The sequence below is a fragment of the Sulfuricurvum sp. genome (genome assembly GCF_028712165.1).
In the GTDB taxonomy this organism is placed as follows: Bacteria; Campylobacterota; Campylobacteria; order Campylobacterales; family Sulfurimonadaceae; genus Sulfuricurvum.
In genome coordinates, this window is sequence record NZ_JAQTQR010000004.1 from 50894 (window position 1) to 58470 (window position 7577).

Sequence of the window (7577 nt, forward strand, 5' to 3'; positions counted from 1 at the left end):
GTTCGCGATTATAGCATAGTGTTGATGAACCCCTTATGAAAGTAAGTCAGCAATCATGGTGAGGGTTTAAACTGTTTGTGACTAAAATTCCTTATCTAATATGAGGTGAGTATGTATGGATACCAAACGACTGATCGTTTTTGGCGGTATTATTGCCGCAATTGTTATTGGAATGAGTTTTTTTTCTCCTAAGCTTCAAATGAAACAAGAATCAATAAAACTTCCGGTTGTTTCGGTGAGCACTTTTTCATTATATGAAGTTGCTCATGCGGTTGCAGGGGAATCGTTGGAGATACATCCGATTATACCGCTGGGAACGGATGCTCACATGTTCTCTCCGAATCCTAAACAGGTGGCCGGCATTACCGAATCGGCATTGTTTATCTACAACGGTGCGGGATTTGAGACGTGGGCGGAAAATTTGAAACAAACCTTGCCTAAAACGACGCAGGTTATCGATATGAGTCAGCATGTTGCATTGATCAAAAGCGAAGGGCATGGGGATCATGATCAAGGAGAAGAACATCATCATGAGGGTATGTACGACCCTCACTATTGGCTTGATATCGACAATATGATCAAAATGACACAGATGCTCGATCGTGAGTTTTCTAAACTCTCTCCGGTAAATGCAGAGCTGTATCACGGGAATGCCGCTGCTTATATCGGAAAACTCCAGAAACTAAAATCTGAATATGCTGCCGGATTGGCCGAATGCAAGAATCGCACCCTGATTACCAACCATGATGCATTCGGGTACTTGGCAAAAGCGAATCATCTTGAAAATGTGTCGGTCATCGGCCTCTCCTCGGATGAACAGCCGAGTGCAAAAAATATTGCCGATATTATTAGTTTAGTAAAAGAACACGGGGTAAAAACTATTTTCTTCGAAGAGTTTATAAACGACAACGTCTCCCAAACGATCGCACGCGAGACGGGAGCAAAGGCCCAAAGCCTCCAACCGTTAGAGAATATTAGTGAAGATGAGTTAAAATCGCATCAAACGTATCTCACGATTATGGATGAGAACTTGAAAAAACTACGTGAAGCGATGGAGTGCCGTTGAAATTTTCCCCGAGTCTTTTCGATGTGAACAGCCTCAACTTTGAACGACAGGGAAATCTTGTCCTCAAAGGGGCGACATTTCGTATTTTACCGGGGGAGTATTGTGCCATTATCGGACCAAACGGCGGAGGGAAGACAACCCTTATCCGTCTTTTGCTGGGGCTTGAAAAACCGACATCGGGTGAGATTAAACTGTTCGGTACTCCGCAAAACCGCTTCCGTGATTGGAACCGTATCGGATATGTCCCTCAGCGCTCCGCTCTCGTAGATAGCACATTTCCCGCAACAGTGCGTGAAGTGGTAGGGATGGGACGATATGCCAGACGGGGAATTTTAGGATTTGAATCCGCCGAAGACAAAGCTGCTATCGCAGAGGCGATGGAGCTGATGGGAGTTAGTGATTTGTCAGACCGCCTCATCGGCAATCTTTCCGGCGGTCAGCGTCAGAGGGTAATGATTGCCCGTGCACTGGCCTCTAAGCCTGATGTGTTGATTGTGGATGAACCCAACACCGGGGTTGATGTTGAATCGCAGCACCGCTTTTACGAACTGCTTCGAACTCTAAACCGTACCAGAAAAATGTCCATCCTTTTTATTACTCACGATATCGGTGTGATTGCCGAGGATATTAGTCGTGTTTTATTTGTCAACCAAACGTTGCTGGTTTCTCAAAGTCCGGCTGAAATGATCCGGTGTGACGAGATGAGCCGGCTTTACGGAGTACCTGCCCATGTCGTTTGTCATAATCATTAGGATGCGATCATGATGGAAATGTTAAATTATCCCTTTATGCAGCGTGCTTTTGTCGCAGGGCTGATGATCGCCGTTTTGGCATCATTGAGCGGATCTTTTATCGTTTTACGCCGCTACTCGCTGCTCAGTGAAACTCTGGCGCATGTCTCTTTAGTCGGGGTCTCTGTGGGACTCTTATTTGGCATGAGTCCGCTTTGGATGGCGGTTTTGGCCTCTTTGGTTGCCTCGTGGATGATTGAGTATCTGCGAAGCGTTCATGGGATGTATTCGGATTCGGTTCTGGCGATTTTCTTATCGGGTTCATTGGCTTTAGCGATCGTGATCGTCTCACTGGCAGGATCGTTTAATGCCTCACTGTTCAGTTATTTGTTTGGTTCGATTCTTTCGGTCAGCGTAGAGGATTTATGGGTAATGGGGATTTTCGGATCACTGGCGATGGGATTGCTGCTCGTCTTTTTCAAAGAGCTCTATTTTATAGCTTTTGATGAGGATGTCGCTCGTGCCGGGGGAATCCGGGTCACAATGTTGAACTTTATGCTCGTCAGTGTGATTGCTATCATTATCGCTCTCTCTATCCGAGTGGTCGGAACATTACTCATCGGGGCATTGATGGTGATTCCTGCCGTTGCCGCGATCCGATTCGGGATGGGTTTCTATCCTACTACGCTGCTAGCGATAGGATTAGCCCTTATCTCCGTAGTCATCGGGCTCAGTGCTTCGTACTTTTTCTCCCTCCCAAGCGGTGCGGCGATCGTCTTATGTTTGTTAGTTATTTTTATCGTCGCATTGGTCGTTAATCGCCGATGAGCAGTGCCTGTCATGAGTTTTCCCGCTACGCCGCCGAGTACGGCAGCCGCAATGTTATTCAGCGTCTTGTTGCCCAAAAACTGATTTCTTCCACCCCTGATCAGCCTAAATGTATTTTGGATTTGGGATGCGGAAACGGTACCCTTTATTCACTCATCGATTGGGAGTGTGATCATTTCGTCGGCGTTGATTTTTCTGAGCAGATGCTCGAACATCACCCTAAGCTAGAAAATGTCGAGTTGATTTTGGGCAATTTTAATAATCCGGAATTATTTGAGAGGCTAAGTGATAAAACATATGATCGTATCTATTCCGCTTCGGCATTGCAGTGGTCGGATGATTTGGAAAGTGTCTTCAAATCTTTATCCTCACTTAACACACCGATGTCACTCGCAATCTTTTCATCAGGCACTTTTAAAACATTGCATGAATGTGCGGGAGTCACTCCATTGCTTCGAAGCAGTGAGGAAGTAATCTCAATCGCAGAAAAATATTTCAATGCACAGTTTGAAGTTTTACACACTACTTTGGAGTTTGATTCCGTCCGAGAGATGTTTCGCTACATCAAGCGCAGTGGTGTTAGCGGCGGCCGAAGAGTGCTAGACTTTTCACAAACAAAACGGCTTATGGAAACTTATCCTCTCAATTATCTCGAATTTGAGATCGTGTTTATTACTTCTATAGTGTAATTTCTAATAACAAAGGCCTCTTTGTATCCTTTTTTATATTGTTGTTTACTGTTTGTTTAAAAAGTATTTCATTTTTATTTACTTTCCGGATTTATCATTTTCTTATCTTTAGTTGATAGGAGAAAATCATGAAAACGCAAATACTCGTTTCAGCGGCTTTGGCCGCATTACTTCTTGGTACAACTGTTCTTCAAGCCGAAGTGGGGGATTACGGATTTGACAGCGAGGGTGGGTTCAATCATCCGACAGCAAGGATAAAACATACTGACAGTTTTGGAGATACGTATTATTCTTTGAAAGCGAAAAATGCCAAAGCGTGTGTCGATAAAGAAACACATGCCCAACATCAAAAGCTAAAAAATACTCCTTCAGAGGTGCTTCAAGCCTTAAATAAAACGTTTGAGGCGATAAAAGCTCTTGATAAAGGGGAAGTGAATTTGGCGAAAAATAGCTTGAGTTCTGCAACAGATCTATTTGATACGGCACTCAAGGCCAATCCAAAATTAAAACGGGTTCCTGTTTCGGTGGATGTAGAGGTGAATGAACTTGATCTTTCACCAAATGAGATTAAAACGCTCCTCAAAATGGCAGACAATGCGCTCACTCAAAAACGGACACAGGATGCACGTGATCTGCTGATACCGCTGAGAGATGAAATGACAACAACAACACAGTACCTTCCGATGGAGCTCTATCCCAAAACAACGAAAGCTGCCCTCGACGCTCTGAATAAAGGGGACAAAAATAAAGCGCTTCAGACGCTGAAAGAGGGATTGAGTACGATTGTAACCGAGTCCGTCATAGAACCTATCCCGTTACTTGAAGCTCAAGAGAATATTACAGAGGCTTTACATCTAGACAAAAGCAAGAAAAAAGAGGCAATACAGCGGCTTGATATTGCAAAAATGGAGTTAAACAAAGCGGTCTTACTTGGCTATATGGATGAGAACTCACAAGAGTATAAACATTTGAAAACACAGATAGAAAAAATTCAAAAAGGGGATGGTACGGAATCCCGTTTAGAAACATTCTATGATGATATCAAAGATTCTTTTTCAAGTTTGATCAAAAAAGCACAAAGTGAATCGCATAAACTTCTATCCAGTATAAAAACGTCGTGATAAGGTAGAGCCTAAATTTAAACTCTTATTTATAATGATAGGTTAAATCAAAATAGATACACTTTTTTGATGTAAAGCGTTATACTATTCCTACAATATAGAATTCTCATAAGGAGAACATTATGCGAGGAATTGAAAAATACGATAACCTCAAAGAGGTTATCCCCAATCTTATGCCAGTACTTCGAGATGCGGTTCAGTCAGAGTTTTTAGAAATCAAAAAAATTGATAAAGAATGTGAAAAATTTATTGCGACCTGTGAACAATTTCCTGAGCTTAAAAAGGCAGAATACGTTATCTTCTCGCAACATATTAAAAAAAATGAGCACAAGTATGAGATGTTTGTCTTTATTGACGGAGCGGGAAATACGGTTCGTCATATCACGGGGGCAGAAATGGAGCTTTATGGATTGCTTGGATCATGTGCCGATCTTCATGTTTCTGAAGAATATATTGAAAAAGAACTCCATTGTGTCGGCGATGAGTGTCGCCATTGATTCAATATCTTATTATAATCTGAGTGTTTTCAAAACGCCGTTCGCTGCAAATACTCCGCTGGCAAAAGAAGCGGTCAATAAATAACCCCCTGTCGGCGCATCCCAATCGAGCATTTCACCTGCGCAAAACACATTAGGCAGAACCTTGAGCATTAGATCTTCTGTAAGCGCTTCACGCTTCACGCCACCTGCGGTGCTGATAGCTTCATCGATGGGCTGCATTTCTGTGATGGTGATAGGAAAACGTTTAATACATGCTGCAACAGCGATGGGATCAGACCACTGATTTTTTGGTAATAATTCACGGATTAGTGCCCCTTTAACCGTTTCTAATCCCGCTTTACGCCAGATATTATCGGTAGATTGTTTAGAGGATGAGGTGAGACGTGATATCAATTCGACTTCTGCAATATAGGGTAAAAGGTCTAAATAGAGGATTGCCGTCCCATGTGCCATAACTTCCTCACGAAGCGGACGCGACAGTGCGTAGACTAATCCCCCTTCGATACCATAGGTTGTTAAAACGGCTTCGGAGGAGCTGACACTCTCTTCTCGGTTGCCGACCCATCCCGATATATTTTTTAACGGCTTGCCTAGATGAGATTTTATAAATTCAGACCAAGCCGCTTTAAACCCGCAGTTTGAGGGTAGCAAAGGATTTATTTCTACACCTTTGGATGCTAACATATTTATCCACGCGCCATCTGAACCCAAACTAGCCCAGCTTCCACCACCCAAAGCTAAAATGGTTGCATCAGCGCTCACGACTACTTCTCCATCGGAACTGGCAAATCGTGAAGAGCCTTCGTCGGTAATTCCCTGCAAGTAATGACGACAATGGACACGGACACCCCGTTTTTTTAATGAAGAGAGCCAGCGTCGTAACAGCGGAGCGGCTTTCATTTCGGTGGGGAAAACCCGTCCCGATGTTCCGACGAACGAATCTACTCCCAAACTCTTCATCCACGCTCGGATTCTAGTAGCATCAAATGAATCGATCATAGGCTTTAACCATGCTTGTTGATCGTAACGGAGGATGAAGTCATCTATTGGTTCATTATGGGTGATGTTAAGTCCCCCTTTGCCTGCCATGAGGAACTTTCTCCCCACCGAGGGTTTCGATTCATAAATATCGACACTCATCCCCGCTGCAGATAAAATATCCGCTGCCATTAACCCTGCCGGTCCCGCTCCGATGATAACGATGTGCTTCTGATTCAACGACTCTCGTTACCGAGGTCCAAAAGGTTTTTCTTTTCTAAGGTATAGAGTTCGTAGCGGATATGTTTGAACTGTTCACTCAAAGCAGGTTCTACTATCTTATAGAGTTCTTCCAAAACGCGAGAAGATTCTTGTCCACGTTTGTAGTTGGCTATGAGTATAGATCGCAGATCGGTGCGGTTCATCTCCGTTTGCATAGTAGGTCGTAATACATCATTTGCACTGTCCCGTGAGGCGAGGAGTACTTCGAGAGGTTCGATGCGGCATTGATGTCGGAGGGATTTGAGTTGTGAGGCGAGTTCCTTGTCATTGTGAACATAGCGCGCTATATCCTCAATCACACGGATTCCCTCTTTGAGTCGGTTGAGATTGGCATCCACCACCCGGAGAAGCTCCGGAGGAAGGATGTTACTCGTCGCTGCTGCCACCGAAGATTCCGAAGAGTTGGAGCAAAGTGATAAATAGGTTAAAGAAATCCAGATACAGTGCAATCGCACCGTCCATAGGTGTTTCGTATGCACCGCGGATAACGTTTTGGGTATCAATCAAAACCATTACACTGATGACGAGCAAGAAAATAGCCTGAATCGCAACATAGATCATTGGACTTTTCAGGAAAAAGATGTTGATCAATGAAACAGCCAAAATAATAAAGAAAGCGATCATGATCGGCTTCGTCCACGATGTAAAGTCTTTAGAGCTTTTAATCGCAAAGAAACTTAGACCGCCGAACAGTGCTGCCGTCATAAAAAACGCATTTCCTACTAACGTCGCTCCACCTGACATGTGTAAAACATGACTGAGCAGAGGGGTAATGATAACGCCGCTTAAAAATGTAAAGGTAAATAATCCGATCATATTAACGCCGGGTTTGTTTTTGATCATTTGTAGACCAAACATACCAAACAGCATCCATGGAATAGCAATCCACCAATAATTCGCCGCGACGATTCCCGCAAACGGCATACCGACATAAGCACCTACACCGCCTGCCAACATGGATGCGGCAAACAATTTATAGGTATCTTTAACAAACGAAACGATCTGCGCTTCACTTTTGTAAGCGCTCTCGTAACCAAAAGCACCTTCTCGTGCGTATTCGCGATCATATAAAGCCATAGCTTTTTCCTTATAAGGGTTTTTACAAAAGGGATTATACAGTAGTTCTATTAACCGTTGATTTGAAAATGGGGATAAAAAAAGATTTTCAGAGTGCAAAACCGGGTAATAATGTTACATATTTACAAAGGTAAAATAAAAAGTAAATTTATTTTGACATATTTTAAATATTTAGCGAAAAACCTCTTGACATCTTTTACATTTTCCCCTATAATTCCCGTCCACAAACGCTGATAGGCCTTGAGTTAAGGTACTGAGTTTGAGTTTGAGATCATTGAAAACTAAGTAGGTCAAACGGTTCGAGA

The 7577-nt window shown here is 43.2% G+C and carries 9 protein-coding genes; 6 read left to right on the top strand and 3 right to left on the bottom strand.

The features are described 5' to 3' along the window. Positions 1 to 115: 115 nt before the first annotated feature. From PHP90_RS01270 to PHP90_RS01295, 6 genes are all read left to right on the top strand, one after another. Entirely contained in the window at positions 116 to 1066 is a 951-nt protein-coding gene (locus PHP90_RS01270; RefSeq protein WP_299924053.1) for a zinc ABC transporter substrate-binding protein, read from the top strand. Then, entirely contained in the window at positions 1057 to 1818 is a 762-nt protein-coding gene (locus PHP90_RS01275; protein WP_299924055.1) for a metal ABC transporter ATP-binding protein, read from the top strand. The genes PHP90_RS01270 and PHP90_RS01275 overlap by 10 nt, the downstream gene beginning before the upstream one ends. 9 nt (positions 1819 to 1827) lie before the next feature. Beyond that, a complete protein-coding gene (locus PHP90_RS01280; RefSeq protein WP_299924057.1) occupies positions 1828 to 2625 on the top strand; it encodes a metal ABC transporter permease in 798 nt (265 codons plus the stop codon). Further along, positions 2622 to 3314: a methyltransferase domain-containing protein gene (locus tag PHP90_RS01285; RefSeq protein WP_299924059.1), complete on the top strand. Its 693-nt coding sequence runs from the start codon at positions 2622 to 2624 to the stop codon at positions 3312 to 3314. The genes PHP90_RS01280 and PHP90_RS01285 overlap by 4 nt, the downstream gene beginning before the upstream one ends. A gap of 128 nt (positions 3315 to 3442) precedes the next feature. Next, a complete protein-coding gene (locus PHP90_RS01290) occupies positions 3443 to 4435 on the top strand; it encodes a YfdX family protein (protein ID WP_299924062.1) in 993 nt (330 codons plus the stop codon). Between the two features lie 122 nt (positions 4436 to 4557). Next, positions 4558 to 4932, top strand: coding sequence for a hypothetical protein (locus PHP90_RS01295; RefSeq protein WP_299924066.1), 375 nt, complete (start codon positions 4558 to 4560; stop codon positions 4930 to 4932). A 12-nt stretch (positions 4933 to 4944) separates the two neighbouring features. Here the strand turns inward: PHP90_RS01295 and PHP90_RS01300 are convergent, their stop codons facing one another. From PHP90_RS01300 to PHP90_RS01310, 3 genes are read right to left on the bottom strand one after another with little or no spacing between them, the layout of a single operon-like run. Next, positions 4945 to 6153, bottom strand: coding sequence for a TIGR03862 family flavoprotein (locus PHP90_RS01300; protein ID WP_299924069.1), 1209 nt, complete (start codon positions 6151 to 6153; stop codon positions 4945 to 4947). After that, positions 6150 to 6581, bottom strand: coding sequence for a thiamine-phosphate pyrophosphorylase (locus PHP90_RS01305; protein WP_299924072.1), 432 nt, complete (start codon positions 6579 to 6581; stop codon positions 6150 to 6152). The genes PHP90_RS01300 and PHP90_RS01305 overlap by 4 nt, the downstream gene beginning before the upstream one ends. Next, positions 6562 to 7272: a Bax inhibitor-1/YccA family protein gene (locus tag PHP90_RS01310; RefSeq protein WP_299924075.1), complete on the bottom strand. Its 711-nt coding sequence runs from the start codon at positions 7270 to 7272 to the stop codon at positions 6562 to 6564. Before PHP90_RS01310 ends, PHP90_RS01305 begins: the two co-directional genes overlap by 20 nt. Between the last annotated feature and the right edge of the window lie 305 nt (positions 7273 to 7577).

Coding starts and splice junctions, on each gene's coding strand:
- PHP90_RS01270 (WP_299924053.1), top strand. CDS start 116: ATGGATACCAAACGACTGATCGTTTTTGGCGGTATTATTGCCGCAATT.
- PHP90_RS01280 (WP_299924057.1), top strand. CDS start 1,828: ATGATGGAAATGTTAAATTATCCCTTTATGCAGCGTGCTTTTGTCGCA.
- PHP90_RS01285 (WP_299924059.1), top strand. CDS start 2,622: ATGAGCAGTGCCTGTCATGAGTTTTCCCGCTACGCCGCCGAGTACGGC.
- PHP90_RS01290 (WP_299924062.1), top strand. CDS start 3,443: ATGAAAACGCAAATACTCGTTTCAGCGGCTTTGGCCGCATTACTTCTT.
- PHP90_RS01295 (WP_299924066.1), top strand. CDS start 4,558: ATGCGAGGAATTGAAAAATACGATAACCTCAAAGAGGTTATCCCCAAT.
- PHP90_RS01310 (WP_299924075.1), bottom strand. CDS start 7,272: ATGGCTTTATATGATCGCGAATACGCACGAGAAGGTGCTTTTGGTTAC.